Source organism: Pseudomonas sp. RIT-PI-r (assembly GCF_001297015.1).
In the GTDB taxonomy this organism is placed as follows: Bacteria; Pseudomonadota; Gammaproteobacteria; order Pseudomonadales; family Pseudomonadaceae; genus Aquipseudomonas.
Genome location: NZ_LIGE01000025.1, coordinates 106,623 through 125,145 on the forward strand (window position 1 = coordinate 106,623; position 18,523 = coordinate 125,145).

At 58.5% G+C, this 18,523-nt stretch carries 14 protein-coding genes; 5 read left to right on the plus strand and 9 right to left on the minus strand.

The genetic code is table 11. The annotated features are described in order from the left end of the window. Nucleotides 1–38: 38 nt before the first annotated feature. On the plus strand, nt 39–1,544 hold the full coding sequence (locus AK821_RS12480) for a hypothetical protein (RefSeq protein WP_152974160.1): 1,506 nt from the start codon (nt 39–41) through the stop codon (nt 1,542–1,544). 348 nt (nt 1,545–1,892) lie between these two features. Here the strand turns inward: AK821_RS12480 and AK821_RS12485 are convergent, their stop codons facing one another. The 4 genes from AK821_RS12485 to AK821_RS12500 form a co-directional block, all read right to left on the minus strand. Further along, nucleotides 1,893–2,138 carry a type II toxin-antitoxin system ParD family antitoxin gene (locus AK821_RS12485; protein ID WP_064389919.1) on the minus strand — a complete coding sequence of 82 codons (246 nt, stop codon included), beginning with the start codon at nt 2,136–2,138 and terminating at the stop codon, nt 1,893–1,895. Between the two features lie 122 nt (nt 2,139–2,260). Next, nucleotides 2,261–2,620: a DUF6124 family protein gene (locus tag AK821_RS12490; RefSeq protein WP_064389920.1), complete on the minus strand. Its 360-nt coding sequence runs from the start codon at nt 2,618–2,620 to the stop codon at nt 2,261–2,263. Nucleotides 2,621–3,091: 471 nt separating this feature from the next. Further along, nucleotides 3,092–4,387 carry an OprD family porin gene (locus AK821_RS12495; RefSeq protein ID WP_064389921.1) on the minus strand — a complete coding sequence of 432 codons (1,296 nt, stop codon included), beginning with the start codon at nt 4,385–4,387 and terminating at the stop codon, nt 3,092–3,094. 257 nt (nt 4,388–4,644) lie between these two features. Then, nucleotides 4,645–6,027, minus strand: a complete 1,383-nt coding sequence (locus tag AK821_RS12500; protein WP_064389922.1) for an aspartate aminotransferase family protein — start codon at nt 6,025–6,027, stop codon at nt 4,645–4,647. A gap of 154 nt (nt 6,028–6,181) precedes the next feature. Between AK821_RS12500 and AK821_RS12505 the strand changes: the two genes are divergently transcribed. Then, the gene (locus AK821_RS12505) at nt 6,182–6,787 is read left to right on the plus strand and encodes a TetR/AcrR family transcriptional regulator (protein WP_064389923.1); all 606 of its coding nucleotides are present in this window, start codon (nt 6,182–6,184) and stop codon (nt 6,785–6,787) included. Between the two features lie 15 nt (nt 6,788–6,802). Here AK821_RS12505 and AK821_RS12510 read toward each other — a convergent pair whose 3' ends face one another. Then, on the minus strand, nt 6,803–8,080 hold the full coding sequence (locus AK821_RS12510; protein WP_064389924.1) for an OmpP1/FadL family transporter: 1,278 nt from the start codon (nt 8,078–8,080) through the stop codon (nt 6,803–6,805). Nucleotides 8,081–8,212: 132 nt separating this feature from the next. Here AK821_RS12510 and AK821_RS12515 point away from each other — a divergent pair, with 132 nt between their 5' ends. The 3 genes from AK821_RS12515 to aspT all read left to right on the plus strand — a co-directional run bounded on the left by AK821_RS12515 (nt 8,213) and on the right by aspT (nt 12,760). After that, nucleotides 8,213–9,334 (plus strand): AI-2E family transporter, encoded by a 1,122-nt coding sequence (locus tag AK821_RS12515; protein ID WP_064389925.1) that lies wholly within the window; start codon nt 8,213–8,215, stop codon nt 9,332–9,334. Nucleotides 9,335–9,430: 96 nt separating this feature from the next. Beyond that, entirely contained in the window at nt 9,431–11,044 is a 1,614-nt protein-coding gene (locus AK821_RS12520; protein ID WP_064389926.1) for a mechanosensitive ion channel family protein, read from the plus strand. A gap of 24 nt (nt 11,045–11,068) precedes the next feature. Further along, nucleotides 11,069–12,760: an aspartate-alanine antiporter gene (gene aspT / locus AK821_RS12525; protein WP_064389927.1), complete on the plus strand. Its 1,692-nt coding sequence runs from the start codon at nt 11,069–11,071 to the stop codon at nt 12,758–12,760. 9 nt (nt 12,761–12,769) lie between these two features. Here the strand turns inward: aspT and AK821_RS12530 are convergent, their stop codons facing one another. Genes AK821_RS12530 through AK821_RS12545 form a run of 4 tightly spaced genes read right to left on the minus strand, consistent with a single transcriptional unit; the run spans nt 12,770 to nt 18,501 of the window. Then, the gene (locus AK821_RS12530; protein WP_064389928.1) at nt 12,770–14,866 is read right to left on the minus strand and encodes an HlyD family efflux transporter periplasmic adaptor subunit; all 2,097 of its coding nucleotides are present in this window, start codon (nt 14,864–14,866) and stop codon (nt 12,770–12,772) included. Continuing rightward, the gene (locus AK821_RS12535; RefSeq protein ID WP_177330949.1) at nt 14,866–16,212 is read right to left on the minus strand and encodes an efflux RND transporter periplasmic adaptor subunit; all 1,347 of its coding nucleotides are present in this window, start codon (nt 16,210–16,212) and stop codon (nt 14,866–14,868) included. Before AK821_RS12535 ends, AK821_RS12530 begins: the two co-directional genes overlap by 1 nt. Beyond that, on the minus strand, nt 16,209–16,982 hold the full coding sequence (locus AK821_RS12540) for an efflux RND transporter periplasmic adaptor subunit (RefSeq protein WP_064389929.1): 774 nt from the start codon (nt 16,980–16,982) through the stop codon (nt 16,209–16,211). The genes AK821_RS12535 and AK821_RS12540 overlap by 4 nt, the downstream gene beginning before the upstream one ends. Then, nucleotides 16,963–18,501, minus strand: a complete 1,539-nt coding sequence (locus AK821_RS12545) for a TolC family protein (protein ID WP_064390703.1) — start codon at nt 18,499–18,501, stop codon at nt 16,963–16,965. The genes AK821_RS12540 and AK821_RS12545 overlap by 20 nt, the downstream gene beginning before the upstream one ends. Nucleotides 18,502–18,523 lie beyond the last annotated feature (22 nt).

The following is an 18,523-nucleotide window of genomic DNA, read 5'->3' on the forward strand; positions in this document are numbered from 1 at the left end:
GTTAACATGCAAACCTTCCGAAATTTTGAAGGTCTGCCATGGATAGCTATGTAAATCCCCGCACTATGCTAATTAAAGAAAAGAACAAAGACTTCACTGATTTTGATGGGTTTCGTGAAGCACTTGCTTACTTTATAAGCACTGAAACAGGAAGGCCGTTTAGGGCAATTAGTGTGGGTAAGGGCGGGAAGTTTAAAATGCTTCCGGAAACCTTGGCTAAAATAAATCAAAAAGAACTTCACTTGCATCATATTCATTTTCCTGGCGGTGCTAAAGGCGAGAAAATAATAAGCTCGTTGGAGTGTTTTCGAACTATTCGCTTTACTCAATGTATTTTTTCAGTAAAAAAAATACCTTTATCCTTTCCGAGGGTTTCTTTTTTTGATTGTCGGTTTGTATCCGAGTACGAAGTGGTTGAGATGAAGTTGCGAAAAGAGTTTTCTTATGATGACTGTCTCTATCAAAAATGTACCTTTGAGAGGGAGGTGGTTTGTGTGGGGGAGGATCAAAAAGAAAGAAAGATTATTAGCAATCCTCTTTTCTCAGGTTGCATTTTTTCTGAGGGGATCAAGCTAAAAGGCCTAGAGTTAAATGGCTACTTGTTTGATGGGGATACACGATACCCTACAGTCGTCGAGAAAATAATAGCGAATGATTGCGTATTTCACGATGCTACTTATTTAAATGATATGGATTCGATGGGGCTGGCGGAATTTGTCTCTTGTGTGTTTAAGGGGAAATTCGAGTTTAAGAACAATGTCGCAAGGGAGTTGTTAGTAGATAATTGTAACTTCGAAAAAATGGCGGATTTCTATGGGGGTAATATATTTGAGATGACTTTGACCAAAAGTATTTTTAGCAAATTTGCAGGATTTGAAAACTGTATTTTTGGACTGCTTGGCAGCAAAGATGCTTTTGGTCAGTTTGTGTCTACGGAAAAGCCGACAGGTAAGACAGTAACTCTGCGGTTTGTTACGTTTTTGGAGTTCGCGAGCTTTAGAGGGGCGAAGTTTAAGGGAGGGTTGGATGTTGAAAAAATAAATACCATGGAAACTCCAAATTTTCATAATGTTGAGCTGGATTTTGAAGGGAGTAATAGAGAGACCTTTCGTGCGATAAAGCATGCGCTTGATAATCATGGTGGACATATAGAGGCAAATAGTTTTTTTGCGCTTGAAATGAAAAAGTACAAAAAAGAGATGGTCGGGCGATGGCCAGATCGCTTGGTTTACAGTGCCAGCAAATTTTTTTCCAATTTTGGCCAGTGTTATATCTGTGCCGTTTCATGGATTTCGGTTTTGTCGATGGTTTTTTATCTCCTGACTATCGCGCAGACACACAATTGCCTCTATAAAATCTACCCAGAATACAATCCATTGATATCGAAAATATCTGACTTTTTCAATGGTTGGGCATCAGGGTTTTTACCATTTAAGCAATTTTTAAGGCCGGGCATGGAGTTTGTAAGTCTGGTTTTTTCTATTGCGTTTGGCGTGCTGATATGGCAAGTGATAGTTTCCATGAAGCGACTTATTAAACGTTGATGTGGTCGTCTTGTTTTGCCGATAAACGTTGCTTTTCTGAGGGTAAAAATTTTACTAGGATTTTTTAGTTAGAGTAGTTCAGTTGATGCTGCAGTGTGTTTGCTCCCGATTGTGCAATACATGTGGTTGTTTTTTTTGCCTTGATTTGAAATTAGATGATGTGCTGGCGCGTCGATACCTACAGCGTTTTGCGTCGCAAACCAGTGCAGTTTCGCGGCGTTCGGCTAAAGACATCGAAAGATGAAGTAAGAATGTCGATGTAGAGATTGGCCTGATCCAGACCCTTTGCTGCGTCGTATAACCCAGATCGCCTCGAGGTCGCCCTCAGCGGCGGAGGGTAGGCGGTATTCAGCCCTGCACGCTCAACATTCTCTTCTTGAACGCCTCGGGATCGAAGGGGCGAGGTGTTCCACTGGACTCACCTTCCGAAATAGCTGCTCGGATGGTTTCCAGTTCGGTGTTTGGCTTCTGTTCACGGCAGATCAGATCGCGGATGTATTCGCTGTCGTTGTTGTAATTACCGGCTTCGGTCTGGGCTCTGATCCAGTGGCCTTGCTGCTCAGTCAAGGTGATGGTTTTTCGTACGGTTACCATGAGCGGGCCTCCGGAGGATGGTCGAATATGCGCGAAAGCAACAAGCAGGGAACGTGTTCTGGCCCTGTTTAGCCCTGTGGCGAGAGCGCTTGCTCCCTCGCCACAGGATTGCCGGGTACAGATCAGCCCGGCAATTCCAGATTATCCATCACCCGACTTACCGCCAACTCGCCGAGCATGATCAGTTGCGCGATCCCCAACAGCGTCCGTCGCTGTGACGCGGGTATGAGGTGGGCGAAGTCATTGGCGATGGTTCTAGCTGAGGCGAGGGTTTCGCAAGCATCGGCCAGCAGTTCTTCATTTTTGAAGTCGGCGGTGACGGCGTACATTCTGCGGGTTTTACGGGGCGGTGGGGTGGAGCCGGGCGGGCAGAGGTAGTGATCGAGGGCGCGGTCGGCAGCTTCGTGGAGTTTTTTTGAATCGAGGGATTCGTAGGGGGAAGTTGTGTTGGTTTCGGGTGGGTTTGGCGTTGGTTTGATCATGGTAAAGCTCCTTGAGATGTGGAGCCGTCATCCATCGCTGCTAAACGGATAGGGTGGCGGCTTGTACGCGGGTTAGCAGACCAGGCTCAAGGATCCCGGCGCACCGAAGTGCCCCACGCAAAGCCCCCATAACGTAATGGCGATACTCGCGTGCCTTGAAAGTTGCCGAGCTGCTAAACCCGATCGCTGATTCGTCAGCGACCGCACCACAATAGAACCCGACCCCAAGGCGCACAAGCCGGCGGATTCTCGCGTAGCTGTAGGCAATGGCGCAAGAATTTGTAGCCTAGAAGGCGTGTCTGAAGGTGTCTTTTAAACACTCCAGTTTAAAAGGCGAAAGACAGGCGAAAATCCGGGGGCAAACGTGGTCTCTCCCTACGCTTCAGTCAGCATGAGTGTTGCTGAAAAGACGCTATCGCGAGCAGGCTCACTCCTACAGGGGATAGCGTTTCAATCAGGGTGGGCGGTGGGTTAGAAGCCCAGTGGATACTGGATCACCACGTAGATCCGGTCGATGTCATCCCCAGCCTGCGCCTCATTGGCCCTATGCGAAACGTGCGATAGCTGCACCGACAAATCCTTCGCCGCGCCCGATTGCACGATGTATTTCAGATCAATATCCCGCTCCCAATGCTTGCCGCCATCACCTTGCTGTGGCTGATATTCGCCGCTGTCGGCATCGAACGGGTTGTAGGCGCCGCCCTGTGGCGCGTGGGTGCCGTCGATGTGGCTGCCGGTGACGTAGCGGGTCATGAAAGTCAGGCCGGGGATGCCGAAGGCGCCGAGGTCGAGGTCGTAGCGCGCTTGCCAGGAGCGTTCGCCGGCGCCGTTGAAGTCGGCGTATTTGATCGAGTTGGCGAGGTAGATCGAGTCGCCGCCGACGAAATCGAATGGTGTATCGCCATCGATTCGTTGCCAGCCGAGCATCACGCCGTGGGCGCCGTAGGTGTATTTGCCGGAGAGGCTGAACGCCGTGTTGTCGATGGCGCCGGCCAAGGCTCGACCGGTGTCGCGGGTGCGGTAGAGGTTGGCGTCCAGCAGAACTCCGGACTGCTTGAAATGCAGATTGCCGTAGTACTGGTGCCAGGTGTCGCTGAGTTCCGAGGCATACAGCGAACCGCCGACGGGGCTGTCGCCGAACAGATCCGCGCCGAGGAAGCTGATCCCGCCGGCTTCGGTGTTGGCGCCGTAGCCATAGAAGTCGCCACGACCGGAGGAACTGTCCTGGTTCTTGAAGGTGGTGAAGTGCCCGGCGACGAGATTCACGTTGTCGATTTCACGGCTGTTTAATAGAAACCCGGTGGCGTATTCCGGTTGCAAACGTTTGTCGGAGGTGTCGAAAACGGGCGTTTCCACGGTCATTTCGCCAAAGGCGAGGGTGGTGCGCGAAACCTTCAATTTGAACGCGCCGCCTGCGTCGGAGTAATTCGATTCGCTGCGACCGCTGCTGTCGACCGGTAGCAAGCCGGTGCCGGAATGTCCTTTGCCGCCATCCAGTTTCAGACCGAGAAAAGCGTGAGCATCGACGCCGAAACCGACGCTGCCTGGCGTGAAGCCCGAGGTGAAGGTGCCAATGAAGCCTTGCGCCCATTCCTGTTTGTAGTTTTTGCCGGTGGGCGATGGCGAGCGGTAGTCGTTGCTCAGGAAGAAATTGCGGCTGAGCACTTCGGTTTTCGAATCGTCGAGAAAACCGCTGGCACTGGCGGTTGCCTGCAGACCGCAGAGCAAAGTGAGCAGGCTGAGACGCAAAGGGGCATGGTCGATCATGGTCAGTGGCCAGCAATTGAATTGGCTGAATGATCGAGGGATATCCGCTGACAAGATTGAGCCGATGTGCTGAATTGCACTGACGCCATCGCCAGCAGGGCTAGCTCCCACAGGGTTTTGTGTCGGTCACAGAATCCGGGGGCAACTCGGATCATTGTGGGAGCTTGCCCTGCAAGCGATGGCGGTGGGTCATTCAACATCCATGTCACAGAACCACCGCTTTCGCCAGCAGGCTCCCACAGGAGATGGAGGGTGGTTTACAGGACGCCGTACTCCCGGGCGGTACGGTCCACAGCGATGCGGGTCTTGTCGATCAGTTCGTCCAGCTCGGCGCGGGTGGCGATCAATGCCGGGGCCATGATCATTCGGCCCAGCGTCGAGCGAATAATCAAACCTTCTTCAAAACCAATCGTGCGGCAACGCCAGGCGATGTCGTTCTCGTTGGCAAAACGCTTGCGCGTCGCCTTGTCTTGCGCAAACTGCAACGCCGCCACCAGCCCCACGCCCTGAATCTCGCCCACCAACGGATGGTTGCCGAATACTTCGCGCAGGCAGTTTTGCAGATACGGGCCGGTATCGTTCTTCACCTGAGTGACCACACCTTCATCGCGCAACGCCTTGAGGTTGGCAATGGCCACCGCAGCGGCAACCGGATGGCCGGAGTAGGTGAGGCCGTGAGCAAACACGCCACCTTTCTCGACCAACGCTTCAGCCATGCGCCGCGACAGAATCAAACCGCCCATGGGGATGTAGCCGGAGGTCAGGCCCTTGGCGATCGACAAGGTGTCCGGTTCAAAACCGAAGGCCTGATGGGCAAACCATTCGCCGGTGCGGCCAAACCCGCCAATCACTTCGTCCGCGCACAGCAACACATCATATTTGCGGCAGATCCGCTGAATCTCCGGCCAGTAAGTCGCCGGCGGAATGATCATGCCGCCCGCGCCCTGGAACGGTTCGGCAACAAACGCGGCGACCTTGTCGGCACCCAGTTCGAGAATCTTGTCCTCCAGTTGCTGCGCAGCCTTCAGGCCGAATTGCTCCGGTGTCAGATCGCCTTCGTGGGCAAACCAATACGGCTCATCAATGTGCGCAACATCCGGGATGGTGCCGCCCATCTCATGCATGAACTTCATGCCGCCCAGCGCCGTCGCGGCGAGGGTCGAGCCGTGGTAGCCGTTCCAGCGGCCGATCATGATTTTCTTCTCGGGCTGACCCATCACCTGCCAGAACTTGCGCACGGTGCGGATCAGCACTTCGTTGGCTTCGGAGCCGGAGTTGGTGTAGATCGCGTGGCTGTAGTGCTTGGGCAGCAGACTGAAGAGCAGCTCCGACAGCTCGATCACCGCCGGGTGGGTGGTGTGGAAGAACATGTTGTAGTAGGGCAGTTGTTCCAGTTGTTTCGTCGCCGCTGCGGCCAGATCCTTGCGTCCGTATCCGAGATTGGTGCACCACAGACCGGACATGCCATCCAGATAACGATTGCCGTCGTTGTCCCACAGTGCCAGGCGATCACCGCTGACCATCACCCGCGGGCCTTCCTCGTTGAGGGCTTTCTGATCGACGAACGCGTGGATGTGGTGGGCGGCGTCGGCATCCTGATAATCACGGGTACTGCGGGTCGGATCGAATTCGGCGGACATGGCTGATCTCCAGAAATGGGCGAGTGAGTGCGTTCATACCAGCGGAGCACGGCTAATATTTGTCACTTTAAAATATTTTTGTAAAGAAAATATTTGTCGATGAAAAAAGATATCCGTAGGCTGAGCAGCATTGGCAAGGATCATCAGAGGCAACATGAGCGGACTCAGAGAGCGGCAAAAGGAACAGCGCAGGCAAGTGATCGCCGAGGCGGCGCTTGCACTGTTCAAGACCAACGGATTTGCCGCGACGACGCTGGATCAGATCGCCGTGCAGGCCGGGGTGTCCGCGCCGACGGTGGTGAATTATTTCGGCGGCAAGCAGGAAATTTTGCTCGCGTTGCTCAAACAACCCGACGAACAGGCCATGCGCGAGGCGCGGGCAAATCTGGACGATGACAGCGATCCGCTTGAAGCACTGTGCAAGTTCGAGCAGTTGATGACGGATTACCAGTTGCAAGCCATGCCTGCCTCGCTATGGCGGGAACTGGCGCCGTTTCTGCTCACCGGCGAATTGGCCGAGGCGTTGAGCCCGTGGAATGCAGCAGTGATTGAAGAGACGAAAGCGCTGGTGGAGCACTTTCAACGGGCAGGGAAGGTGCGCGAGTCGATTGATCTCGATGTGGTCGCAACGCTGTTCAATCAATACGCGAACATGGCGTTCATTCGACTGGCAACCCAGGAAACTCCGGACAGAGCCGCGCATGCGTTGCACATGCGCGGCGTCCTTAACCTGTTATGTCACGGCATGCTGGTGAGTTGAACACGGGCAAAATCTTTAAAACCGCCATGTGACGCCGCCGCCAACAATGTGCAACGCACTGTTGGGATAGCTGCCCGACAGCGTCTGTCCATTGCGTTTGGTCTGCTGCACGTCCATATCGCCGAGCCAGACCAGCGTGTAATTAAGGTTAAGGTCGGTGTCTTCGGCCAGTTTGTAGCTCAGCCCGGTCGCCAGCCGCCAGGTCTCGTTCATCGGGTTGTCGACGGTGCGATCCTTGTCCTTCACGGCAGAACTGTCGTAGCCCACGCCCATATTCCAGCGCAGTTTCGGGCTGATCTGGTTTTGCGCTCCGATCGACAGGTGCCAGGTGTCCTGGTATTTGCGGTCGACCGCGCGGGACACGTCACCGGCGGCGCTATCCACCGATACGCCGATGTCGGCAAATTCGCTCCAGTCCTGCCAGTTCACCGAGCTCAACAACGTCCACTGCTCGTTCAACTGATGGGCGATGCTCAGGGTCGCGGTCTGCGGAATGTTCATGTCGATTTCGAGTTCGTCGACGTCCAGCCTCGATAACGCCAGATTGAGCAGTGGGTTGCGCACGCCATGCACTGAAGGCGAGTCCTTGAACTCAAGCTTGACCTTGCTGGTGTAAGCCAGACCCACGGTGGTGCGCTCGTTCACCTGATAGCGCAGGCCCAGGTTGATCCCGGTGCCGATGTCGGTGTCTTTGTACTGCAACTTGCCATCCTCCTGGAACGGCGTACCGGGCAGGAAGGCGTTATTGTCGATGGCCATTTTTGTGTAGTAGTAGCCATAGACCAGGCGCGGGCCGATGCCCATCGACAGGTCGTCGGTGATCTTGTAGGCGAAGGTCGGCTGCATCGAAATGCCGATCAGCGTCGATTCCTGGCTGAAATAGCGGCCGGCCCAGTCATCGTCGTATTTCACGCTCAGACCGAAGTTGCCATACATGCCGAAGCCGATACTGGCGCGGTCATTGAGCTCATGGCTGATAAACAGACTGGTGCCCGGCAGGATCGGCAGCGGATTGCCGCCCTCGTTGCCGGAGAAATCGTTGTCGCCGTCGCGATCAAAGCCCAGACCACCGAATATGGCCTGACCGGTCAACGAAACCTGCGTGCCCTTGAGTGCGGCGATACCCGCCGGGTTGCTCATCAGCACGCTGGGATCGGTGGCCAGCGCCGCCGATCCGGCATTGGCCAGCCCCGCGCCTTCCTGTCCCGCTTCATAAAGATCAATACCACCTGCCAACGCAGGACCGGATGAGCCCGCCAGCGCGAGAATAATCAGGGAATGCGTAGATTTCATCCCGGCGTCCTTATCAATGAAGATCAGCCTTCAGGTTTAGTCGCGAATTGGCCAGAGCACCAGTCGAGACGATTTGCCCGTTGTGAACTAGGCTCAGGTCGGTTCAACGCTGGCCCAATCAGGAGAGCCGAAATGGAAGACAAACCGCTGATAGCGTTCCAGAGTTCCAGAGCACTGCTGGATGTGCTCATACGTGCCGGTCTGATTACCGTGCTGGTGCTGGTGCTGTTCTGTTTCGACATCTTCCATCCGTTCCTCAATGTGATGCTGTGGGCGCTGATCCTGGCCATCACCTTGTATCCGCTGAATCAGAAGCTCGGCGCCAGGCTCGGTAACCGCTACGGCTGGGCCGCCATCGTGCTGGTGCTGCTCGGGCTGTTGATTCTGATGGTACCGCTGAGCCTGCTCGGCGCTTCCGTGGCTGACTCGGTGAAAGTCGGCATGCACACGCTGGAGGCGGGTTCGTTCGAAATTCCGCCACCACCGGCCAGCGTCGAGACCTGGCCGCTGATCGGTGCGCCGCTCTTCGGCATCTGGCAGCACGCTTCGCAGGATCTGAGCTGGGCTTTCAAGGAGCTGGCGCCGCACCTGAGCAGTTGGGGCAAAGTGCTGCTGCATCAGGCCGCCGGTGTCGGCGCAGGCATCGTGGTGTTTGTCGTCGCGATGATTGTCGCGGGGCTGATCATGACCCACGGCGAAAGCGGTCACCGCACCGCCGTCGCCATCACCACGCGGATCTCCGGCCCGGTGCGCGGCCCGCAGATCGCCGAACTGTGCACCTCGACCATTCGCGCCGTGGCACAAGGGGTGGTGGGTATTGCTTTCATTCAGATGCTGTTGATCGGCGTGGCGCTGGTGATCATGGGCATTCCGGCCGCCGGCATTCTGGCCCTGATGGTGTTGCTGCTAGGCATCATGCAACTGCCGGTACTGCTGATCACCATACCAGTGGTGATTTATGTCTTTGCCCACGACGGCGTCAGTGCCGGCACCGTCATCTTTACCGTGTGGATGATCGTTGCCGGGCTTTCCGACAACGTGCTCAAACCGATGTTGCTCGGGCGCGGCGTGGCGGTGCCGATGCCGGTGGTGCTGATCGGCGCGTTGGGCGGGATGGTCACCAGTGGCATCATTGGCCTGTTCACCGGGCCGGTGATTCTGGCGGTCGGCTATGAATTGTTCATCGGCTGGGTGTATCAACCCGCCGATGTCAGCCGTGTTGTCGAAGACAGCCCAACGGAAAATCTGCCGTGACACTTATTGATTCGAGGAAATCTGACAACCGTTCATCGCTCAACTACGCTGGCTTACGTATCCCTATCTGACACTTGGGCGTAAGGAAACAGGCGCATGCGAAGCAGGCTGCTGACGGTTTGGATAGTAGTGTTTGCGGCGCTCTGGAGTGGACTCGGCTGGGCGGTCGATGACGCGGCCAAACCGGCCGGCGAGGCGGGTGAGCTGGAGGGGGGCAACCGCAGCATCATGTTGTTTCGCGCAACCATTCTGGGGGGAGCACCGGCCTCGCGGGGCAAACGGGCGAAGATGGGGATCAGCGAGGCGCTGGACGAAAACCCGACGCTGAACATCACCACCGACTCGATCCAGAACAGTTACATGGTGCTGATCGGTGACAAGCGGGCCTTTATCGTTGCGCCGCAGGATGTCGACAGCCTGGCCTATTCGTCGGTGCAACAGGCCGCCGAAGGCGCAGCGGAAAAACTGCGTCAGGTGGTCACTGAAACCCGTGAAGCGCGCAACCTGCAGATGATCCTGCGCTCACTGGGGCTGGCCGCCGTGGGCACGCTGATTTATGGTGCATTGCTGTGGTGCCTGGCGTATCTGCGCCGCAAGCTGCTGGCAAAACTCCCCGCGCTGATGGATCGCCACACCCGGGCGCTGAAAGTCGGGCGGGTGCAACTGATCGATTCCAACTTCCTCTATCCCTTGGTCAGCCGTTTGCTCTTGCTGCTGCGCTGGCTGCTGATTTTGCTGTTGACCTATGAATGGCTGGGTTTCGTCCTGTCACGCTTTCCCTATACCCGGCCATGGGGCGAAAGCCTTAACAACTACCTGTTCGAGCTGGCGGGGTATTTGTTGCAAGGTATTGTTGATGCGATTCCCGGATTGGGCGTGGCGCTGGCGATTTTCTTCATTGCCCGTGGCGTGACTGCGTTTACCCGACGCATCCTGCGGCGCATGGCCATGCCCGGCACCTTCAGTTGGCTCAACCACGAAACCCTGCAACCGACTCAGCGCCTGACGGCTTTGGCAATCTGGCTGTTCGCCCTGGCAATGGCTTATCCATATCTGCCCGGCGCCGGCACCGATGCCTTCAAGGGGCTGTCGGTGTTGATCGGTCTGATGATTTCCTTGGGCGCGACCAGTGTCGTCGGGCAGGCCGCAGCCGGTCTGATCCTGACCTACACACGCACCTTGCGTCCCGGCGAGTTCGTCAGGATTGGCGACTACGAAGGCACTGTCACCGAACTGGGCATGTTCACCACACGCATCCGCACGGGGCTGGGTGAAGTGCTGACGCTGCCCAACTCGATGATCACCGGCACCGTCACCAAAAACTATTCTCGCACCGTGCAGGGCCCCGGTTATGTCGTCGATACGGTGGTGACCATCGGCTACGACACACCGTGGCGTCAGGTCGAGGCGATGCTGCTGGAAGCGGCCAAGCGCACGCCGGGCGTGCTGGAAGATCCACCGGCGCAGGTGTTCCAGACCGCGCTGGCGGATTTCTATCCCGAATACCGCCTGGTCGCGCAGGCCATCCCGAGCCAGCCACGTCCGCGCGCGGTGTTGCTGAGCATGCTCCACGCCAATATTCAGGACGTGTTCAACGAGTACGGCGTGCAGATCATGTCGCCGCACTATCTGGGCGACCCGCAACAAGACAAGTGGGTGCCAAGGGACAAGTGGTACACCGCGCCGGCTCAAGAACCGAAGGATCAGTGATCGCTGCTCAAGGGAGTTCGCCCCATGCTCGAATTTATCCTTCACGCCTTGCGCACCGACCCGGAAATCGCCGTGTTTCTGGCGATTGCCCTCGGCGTGTTTATTGGCCGGATTCGTATCGGCAGTTTTCACCTCGGCTCGGTGGCCGGTGCACTGCTGATGGGCTTGCTGATCGGTCAGATCGGTCTGGAAGTGCCGGCGGGCCTGAAGTCAGTGTTTTTCGTTATGTTCATCTACGCGGTCGGCTTCAAAAGCGGGCCGGAGTTTTTCGGCAGCCTCAATCGCGGCACGCTGAAACTGGTGCTGCTATCGGTGGTGCTGTGCGCCACGGCGTTGGGGGCGATTCTGTTGATGTACTCGGTGTTCGATTTCGACGCCGGGTTCACCGCTGGCCTCGGCGCCGGAGCGTTGACCGACACGGCGATCATGGGCACCGCGACCAGTGCGATCAATCAACTGACGATCGACGCGGCCGCCAAGGCGCAGCTCAACAGCCACATGGCAATTGCCTATGCGATCACCTACCTGTTCGGCACGATTGGCTTGATTGTCTTCGTCGGCAGCATCGCGCCGAAACTTCTCGGCGTGAACCTGCGCGAATCGGCGCGGGAACTGGAGCTGGAACTGGGTATCGCCAAGGAAGAAGAGGCGATCACCGTGCCCTATACGCGCATGGTGGTGCGCGCGCATCAGGTCGCGGAAAACGGCCAGGCCGCCGGGCTGCGCATCATCGATCTGGAAAAACCGCACGAATCGCTGACCGTCGAGCGGGTGATGCGCGCCGGCAAAGTCATCGAGCGCGATGAAGAGTTCGTGCTCATGGCGGGCGACGTCATCGGCGTCTACGCCTTGCGCGATGCAGTGGGCAACCTCAGTCACTGGGTCGGCCCGGAGATCGATCATCCCGAAGCGCTGTCGTTTCCGACCCGTCAGGTAGACATCGTCCTGACCTCGGCGGAGTTCGCTGGCAAAACCATCCATCAAGCCAAATCGCGCCTGGCCAGCGACCGGCGCCTGGGATGCTTCGTCAACAACATCAGCCGTCAGGGCTACGACTTGCCGTTGCTGCCCAACACCGTGCTGCGGCGCGGCGATGTGATCTCTCTGACCGGGCGCACCGCCAGTGTCGAAGCCATGGCCAAACGCTTGGGCCGCATCCGCAAGAACAACTACAAAAGCGATATCGCCATGCACACCCTCGGCATGGTGCTTGGCTCGCTGTTGGGATTGTTGTCGACCCATATCGGCATGATCCCGGTGGAGCTTGGCATCGGCGGCGGGGTGCTGGTCGCCGCATTAGTGATTGGTTGGTACAACTCGCGCCACCCGGAAATCGGCGCGTTGCCGCCAGCGGCGCAATGGGCGTTTTCCGAGTTCGGCTTGACCGCGTTTGGCGCGGTGGTGGGCTTGCTCGCCGGGCCGGCGGCGTTTGCCGCGATGAAAGAGCAGGGCTTGGCGTTGTTGGTGTCTGGCGCAGTGGTGACCATTCTGCCGCCGCTGGTGGCGCTGTATTTCGGGCGCTACGTGCTGCGCCTGCACCCGATGATTCTGTTTGGCGCACTGGCTGGGGCACAAACCGAAGCGGCCTCAATGAACAAGATCATCGAACAGTCCGGCAGCAACACACCGGTGATTGGCTTCACGGTGTGCTACGCGATTTCCAATGTGCTGCTGGCGGTGTGCGGGCCGATCATCGTCTTTGTCGCCGCTGGCTGAAAGCACAAATCAGAAGCCACTTTCGCGCATCAACACCGCCAACACATGGGTCGCACCGTCGCCCAGCAAGCTGCGCCGTTCGCCCTCGATCTTCAGATGCCCGCGAGTCTCGCGCAGGCTCGGCAGCGGTTCATCCAGCTGAATCAACACCTGAAACAGCGCGCTGCTGGGAATCAGTGAGTGTTCGGCATTGGTCGTCGGCACCGGGCCGCCGAAGCGTGAAGACAGCATGCGATGCGACAACTGATTGGCGCGGGTGCTGCCGATCTGCACGACACGACCGGATCGCGGCGTGGTCTGGCCGTCCGGGTAGAAGCGTACGTGGTCACCGGTGGCCATGCGGTGCACCTGATCCTGCGCAACATACGCGTCGACCTGCCAGCTGCGCGGATCGATCAGCATGCCCAGCGACTCCTGCCGACCGACCCATTGCCCGGGTTTCCAGTCCGGATTGACGTCCAGCCACACCCCGGCGAACGGCGTTTGCAGGTTCAACCGGGCGATTTCCGAGCGGGCGGCGCGGGCCTCTTCGAATTGCACGTTGAGGCGCTGGCGGGTCACCGCGTCTTCGGCCAAACCGCCGGGGTCGGCGATCAGCCCGGACAGCCGCGCCTCGTAGCTGCGGGCACTGGCTTCGCTGGTTTGCAGGCGCGAAGCGATGTCCGGTTCATCGAGGGTAATCAGGGTTTCCCCGGCCTTGACCGGGCCCTCCGAGTGAATCGATTGCAGGCGCGCCGGGTAGGGCGCATACACCCGCAACTGGTGCTCCGCACGGGCCACGCCAACCGCGTCGATCTGCGTGCGCCACGGGATCGCCAAGCCCACCAGAATCGCCAGCAGCACGGTATAAAACGCCACTTTGCGCCGGCTCGGAATCGCCGCGCGGTTTTTCCACCAGTGACCCAGTTCGCGCATTACCGGCATCGCGATAAACCACGACAGTTCGACCATGAACAGGAAAATCCCCAAGACCTTGAAGAAAAACAGATAGACCGCCAGCGCGATCCCCAGAAACAGCACCAGCCGATACAGCCAGGTAATGATCGCGAAGGTCACCAGCAAACGCCGCTGACCGGTCGGGAACGTTTCTGGCCAGTCTTCCTGCAAACCCAGCAGATTGCGCCGCAGCGTCACCCGTGCGAGTGCCGAGGCGCGTTCGTGCAGGTTGGGAAAATCCAGCAGGTCGGAGAGGATGAAGTAACCGTCGAAACGCATGAACGGACTGGCATTCAGCGCCAGTGACAGCAACCAACTGGTGGTCGCCAGATAGAGCAACGCATTGCGCAACGCGCCCGGATCGCACAACGCCCAGCCCAGCGTGGACAACCCTGCCAGCGACAGTTCGGTGACGATGCCTGCCGAGGCAATGGCCAGGCGTTGCCGCGAGCGACTGAGTTTCCAGCTCTCGCCGGTGTCGGTGTAAAGCATCGGCCACATCACCACAAACGCGATGCCCATGTGTCCGACGCGCAAGCCCAGGCGCGTGGCGACCAATGCGTGGCCGAGTTCATGCAGGGTTTTCGCCACGATCAGCGCCAAGGCAAAACTGAACAGACCTTCGGTGGAAAACGACTCGACCACGGCACTGGTGAACACATCCCACTGCTGCAACACCAGGATGATCCCGAGCAAACTCAGGCTCAGTACCAAAATCCCGGTCAATGGATGAAACAGCCAACCCAGTGCCCGCGCCAGGTATTGCAACGGTTGTTGCGGTCGCAGCAGCGGAATTCGGAAAAACAGATAGTGATGCAGCCACCAGCGCCAGGTCAGCCAACTGCCTTCTTCGCTTTTACTTTTGAGGCGCTCAAGGGCAGCGGGGCCGGCGCGCAGCAACTGGTGCTGTTCGAGAAACTGGCGGAAGTCGAGCACCTGTTCGACATCCGGTTTCAGTGCGGTGCCTTCGGCGATCTGCTCGCTGATTTTGCGTGGTGACTGGCCCCAGCGCAGCAGGCATTCGAACTCCAGCCAGCCAATGCGGTAGAAGCGGTTGATCACCGTGTCCTGAATCACCCACGCCGGTTCGCCATTGCTGCCATGGGCCGCTTCGCTCAGGCGCAAGTCTTCGCGCAGGGACGGCACGGGCAGATCGGCCGGGTCGAGCATTACCAGCCACTCCAGGCACGCAGCGTCGCCAGCGGTCGGCGTAGCAGGTAATAACCGAGCATCACCCGCCCACCGTAGATTTTCGCCGTGCCATGCAGGCCAAGGCGCGCATGTTGCGGTGCGCCGTCGATGCTGGCGAGCAGGCGATAAGCGACCACACCTTCATCGCTGGGCCGCGCCTGATAACTGGTTTCCAGAATCTGGCCCTTGAGCGGCGTCAGCGGGTAGGCGGTGAGAAACAAGGTGACCTCGGCGCCCGGTTCCAGAGCGATCGCATCGGCGACGGCCAATTGAATCAGCATGGCCGGTTGCGTCGGATCGGCCACTTGCATGATGCGCTCGCCGGTTACCACCGGTTTGCCCAGCCAGTCGTTGGGGTCGCTGAACACCGCGACACCGCCGCGTGGCGACAGCACTTGCGTACGCTTGAGCTGCGCCTGCACCGCTGCCAGTTCCGCCCTACGTTGTTGGGCGCGACCGGCGAGCAAGGTCAATTCACTTTTGCTTTGCGGGTTATCGAACGCCCGTTGGCTGGCCGCTTGCAACTCGGCATCGGCGACGGCGACTTCCTTGCCGAGCACTTCGGCGCGACTGCGCAGGGTGGTTTCATCGAGCGAAAACAGTGGTGTCCCGGTATCGACGGGTTGATTCGGACGCACCTGAATCTTTTCGATCACGCCATCAATCGGCGAGCTGATGATCTGCGCCTGTCGCGAGACGATTTCCGTTGGCGCCAATGCTGTTTGCCGCACCGGCAACAACAGCAGCGCAGCGAGTACAATCGCCACCAGCAGCAGTTGCTTGCGATTCGGCCGCCAGCGACTGAAACGCTTGCGCCGGGTCAGCGCCGACCAGCAATACGCCCACGTCGCGACCAGGCCTTTGAGGTGTTGCCACAACACGGCCGGCGGTTCCTGCTCCAGCAAGATGATCAGCAGGCCCAGTCGTTGATTGTCACGATCCTGCACCGGCACGCACCACAGCCCCGACGGCCACCATTCGTTCCAGCCTTCGGCAATGTCTGCTGGTGGATTGGCACTGTCCTGAGCGATCCACACCGGCTCGGCGTCTGGCACCTGCGCCGCGACCCAGCGACTGGCACGGCGCAGCCAGACCAGATACGGCGAGTCCTCGCTGGGCCGTGACAGCCCCGAGACGTTGAGCAATTCCAATGAGGATTCACGCTGGGCAAACACCAGCGCCTGATGAAACTGCAGTAACGGGTACAAGTCGTTGGCCATGCTGAACGCCAGGCTGTTCAGCGAGTCGGCGGCCATGGCTTTGTCTCGCAGCGCATCGAGTTCGAGCAGCAGGTGAGGGTGCGGCAGCGGCTCGTTCATGGTCATGGGCGTGCGACTTGATCGAACTGTGCGGTGCCGCTCATGCCGGCCATCAGGTCGGGGTATTTGTTGTCGAGCCGGGCTTCCAGTTCAACGGTTTGCGCTACCGCATCGACTCGCGAGTTGATGCCGCTGACATGGGCCGGGTAGGTCTTGCCGGTTTCATGGATGCTGACCTGCAGCGGCAAGCCCGGTTTGAGGTCTTTGAGCAGGTTGGACGGCACATTGAGGCGCACTTTCAAGGCACCGTCGCTGACCAGATCGAACAACGGCGTGCCCGCCGTGACGGTCTGATACGGCTTGACGTAGACCTTGGCCACGCGTCCGGAAAACGGCGCGAGCACCTGACAATAACCACTCTGCGCCGCACCCATGGCCCGTGCCCCGTCAGCCTTTTGCACTTCGGTGTTGGCCATTGACACTTCGATGTCGCCAACTGCATTGAGCTGGCGCAGTTGCTGTTTCGCTTGCAGGTTCTGTTTGGCCATGGCCAGTTCGGCTGCCGCGACTTTCGCCCGCGCTTCGGCTTCATTGCAATTGAAGCGCGCGAGCAGTTCCGACTTGCTGACCTGTTCGCCGAACCCGGCTTTCAACTCACCCAAGGTGCCGGCCATCTGGCTGGAAAGGGTCGTTTCCAGTTCGGCGGCGAGCAACACGCGGATCGCACTGGCACTTTCCAGGGCGGGGGCCGAAGGGCTGTCTTCGGCGTGGACGGGCAGGATCAGACTGGCCAACAACAGGGCCCCGAAACGGGACTCAAGGGCGATTTTGCGCATTCGGCGTTCCTTGCGAAGTGGCAGCGAGCAGACGTTGTTGTTCCTGTTCATTCAAGGTGCGCTGGATCTCCCGGGCCAACGTCTTGATGTCGTGTTGGGAGATTTCTTTGGGCAGCACGTCCAGGCCCACCGAGTTGTACATCCGCCCCCACGCGGCTTGAGCACTGGAGAACGCCGCTTCACGCTGATAACGCGAGAGCAGATAACGGCCCTCGGAGCGGATCACTTCCAGCTCCGAGCCCAAGGCGCCGGTCTTCGCCGCTTGCGCGTAATCGAGCAGGCTGCGGTCAACGCGCAGGCTGTCTTCGGCGAACTCGACTTCCTGCCGGGCCAGTTGATAGCGCAGGGTGCCGACGCGTACTTGCGTGAGAATCGCCATCGACAGCGCCACGCGGCGGGTGTCGTCGGTTTCGCTCTGGGATTTTTCTGCGGCGTTCAACGACGGCAATTGCAGCAGGCGAATGAGGTTCATCGACACTTGCAGGCCGGTGCTCATCCAGTCGTTGTTGTAGAGGTATTTGTTCGAGTCGTACTTGTAGCCGAAATCGACGCTGACGTTCGGCCACAACTGCGCCTTGGCGATCTCCAAGTCCTTTTGATTGACGCGTTTGCGGTACCACTCTTCCATGATTTCCGGGCGGTTCTCCAGCGACAGCTGTTCCAGCCGCGCCATGCTCTGGCGCACTTCCGGCAGCGCCGGATCGGGCACATCGGCAAGCACCATTTTCGAGCCCGGCGGCAGCGACATCAGCGCCGACAGTTCAGCCTGGGCGAATTCCAGATCCTGGCGGCGTACGGTCAGCAGGTAGATCGAGTCGAGGAGGGCGCGTTGATAGGCGAGGATTTCCTGACGCGGCAGCAGGCCACGGGTTTCGGCTTCGCGGGCCGAGGTCAGTGCGGTGTGGGTGCGCATCAGCAGCTTGTCGACTTCCGGCATCAAGCGCTGGGCGCCGAGCGCTCGCCAGTAGGCGTTACGCACGTCTTGCAGGACGTTTTGCGCGACTTTACGCCGGCGTTCTTCGGCCATCAGGATCTGGTCGGATTTCTGTTGCGTGCGGTAATAAGCCACGCCGAAATCCAGCAGGCTCCAGCTCAAACCGAGGCCGTAGACTTCGCGATAGCGTTCTTCCGAGGTCGATGGGCGCAAGCTGACCTGACGGTCTTCGATGCCGATCGAGGTGCCGCCGGAATCGTTGTCACGTCCGGCATAGCCCGCCGAGGCGACCAGACGCGGGAGCATTTCGTGGCTGGAGACATCGCGCAGGTCCGAAGCCAATGCGCTTTCCATCAGCTTGAGGCGGTAGTCGAGGGTGTATTTCAGCGCCCGCGCGGCCGCCTCGTAAAAGGTGATCGGCGCGGGCACCGGCTCCTGGCCGGAATACATGCGTGACTGGTCCGCGATGATGCGCTGACGGTTTTCTTCATCGGTGGAAGGTTTGGGCTCCGTTGACGAGCAAGCACTGAGCAACAGTGCAGAAGCGATGGCGGTACTGAGAAGCCGGGTCGCATTTATGCGCATGTTCATTCCTTTGCATTCTTGG

Bases quoted from the DNA above. Each gene is read 5' to 3' on its own strand.
- AK821_RS12480 (WP_152974160.1), top strand. From the start codon at position 39: ATGGATAGCTATGTAAATCCCCGCACTATGCTAATTAAAGAAAAGAAC.
- AK821_RS12485 (WP_064389919.1), bottom strand. From the start codon at position 2,138: ATGGTAACCGTACGAAAAACCATCACCTTGACTGAGCAGCAAGGCCAC.
- AK821_RS12490 (WP_064389920.1), bottom strand. From the start codon at position 2,620: ATGATCAAACCAACGCCAAACCCACCCGAAACCAACACAACTTCCCCC.
- AK821_RS12495 (WP_064389921.1), bottom strand. From the start codon at position 4,387: ATGATCGACCATGCCCCTTTGCGTCTCAGCCTGCTCACTTTGCTCTGC.
- AK821_RS12500 (WP_064389922.1), bottom strand. From the start codon at position 6,027: ATGTCCGCCGAATTCGATCCGACCCGCAGTACCCGTGATTATCAGGAT.
- AK821_RS12505 (WP_064389923.1), top strand. From the start codon at position 6,182: ATGAGCGGACTCAGAGAGCGGCAAAAGGAACAGCGCAGGCAAGTGATC.
- AK821_RS12510 (WP_064389924.1), bottom strand. From the start codon at position 8,080: ATGAAATCTACGCATTCCCTGATTATTCTCGCGCTGGCGGGCTCATCC.
- AK821_RS12515 (WP_064389925.1), top strand. From the start codon at position 8,213: ATGGAAGACAAACCGCTGATAGCGTTCCAGAGTTCCAGAGCACTGCTG.
- AK821_RS12520 (WP_064389926.1), top strand. From the start codon at position 9,431: ATGCGAAGCAGGCTGCTGACGGTTTGGATAGTAGTGTTTGCGGCGCTC.
- aspT (WP_064389927.1), top strand. From the start codon at position 11,069: ATGCTCGAATTTATCCTTCACGCCTTGCGCACCGACCCGGAAATCGCC.
- AK821_RS12530 (WP_064389928.1), bottom strand. From the start codon at position 14,866: ATGCTCGACCCGGCCGATCTGCCCGTGCCGTCCCTGCGCGAAGACTTG.
- AK821_RS12535 (WP_177330949.1), bottom strand. From the start codon at position 16,212: ATGACCATGAACGAGCCGCTGCCGCACCCTCACCTGCTGCTCGAACTC.
- AK821_RS12540 (WP_064389929.1), bottom strand. From the start codon at position 16,982: ATGCGCAAAATCGCCCTTGAGTCCCGTTTCGGGGCCCTGTTGTTGGCC.
- AK821_RS12545 (WP_064390703.1), bottom strand. From the start codon at position 18,501: ATGCGCATAAATGCGACCCGGCTTCTCAGTACCGCCATCGCTTCTGCA.